Here is a 1,178-nt window from a genome sequence, read left to right on the forward strand (position 1 = left end):
CTTTTGTATTTCCTAAGCTGTCATATTCAAATCTATAGCTGAAACCATTGTGAGAAATTGTTTTTATTTTATCCTTTTCATAAGTGTAGCTGTTAGTAACTATAGTTCCTCTATCCTCTGGCATAATTTTGTTGTAGAGAGCTTTTATATCATTATCAATCAATGCCTTTCTACTGTATGCAAAGTCATCTAAAGTTCCTGATAAACTGTAGTTTCCGTAAGGATTACTTCCAACAGCGGTAATTGCTCCTGTAAAGTCTTTAAAATCAATTACAGAGCCAGTATAAGTTCTATTATTAATATATAAAGTACACTGCAAAGTCCTGCTGTAAAATGATGACTCTACAAGCTGCCACTTTAGGGCTATAAAGTACCATGTATTGTTAGCTATAGTTACATCATTTGCAGTGATAATGTTTTGCCCAGCATTTGACTTGTTTAATGAGCTTAAAATTATATTATTTTGTTCATTTATATAAAGATTGAATAAGGCTGTCTTACTTTCATTGGAAAAAATCATTCTTGTTCCTGTACCTGTAGTGTTAAACCATACAGACAAGGTTCCAGATTTTTTATCTATGCCTAAATCATAATAAGGCTTTGAGTTATCACTTCTGCTTGGACTGTAAGCAGTAAAACTACTCCCTTCCTCCATTTGTACAGCATCAAAGCTTACTGTGTCAGTGCCGCTAACAGCACTTCTTAGTATTACAAAAAGACTTTTTGTTCCTGCTGGCAGAGTAAAACTTTCACTTATTTTAACCCATCTGTCCTTAGCTATATCTTTTTGATAGTTTTTATAACTTCCAGCAATTTCAGCTCCGTTCTTATCAAAACATTGTATTCCCAGTACAGGATTAGCTACTCCTGTTCTCTTTGCATAGGCACTTAAAATATATACTTTTGATAAAGTTAAAGCAGTGGGTAATGTAACTAATTGAAAAGCTACAGCATTAGTAGGGTTTCCAGTGACAGTTCCATCTGAGTCATAACTTTCTAAACAGTAGTTTCCATGTATTCCTCCCGATACAATTCTCCATTTTCCTGTAGAACCATCCCAATCTTCCAATCTCCAAGAATTGCTGCTATTTTCAAAGGAAGAGTTTACAAGCAAGTTTGCTCCAGCATCAAAAATTGTTCTTGTTCCTTTGCTTCCTACAAGACTTGAATTTAACGGG

1 protein-coding gene is annotated in these 1,178 nt (G+C 34.3%); it reads right to left on the reverse strand.

The window, feature by feature from the left end:
- Window positions 1–1,178, reverse strand: a 1,178-nt coding sequence (locus P8V03_RS18990) for a LamG-like jellyroll fold domain-containing protein (RefSeq protein WP_318799375.1), incomplete at both ends; no start/stop codon positions are given.

The organism is Clostridium tanneri, assembly GCF_033659955.1.
Classification (GTDB): Bacteria; Bacillota; Clostridia; order Clostridiales; family Clostridiaceae; genus Clostridium_AM; species Clostridium_AM tanneri.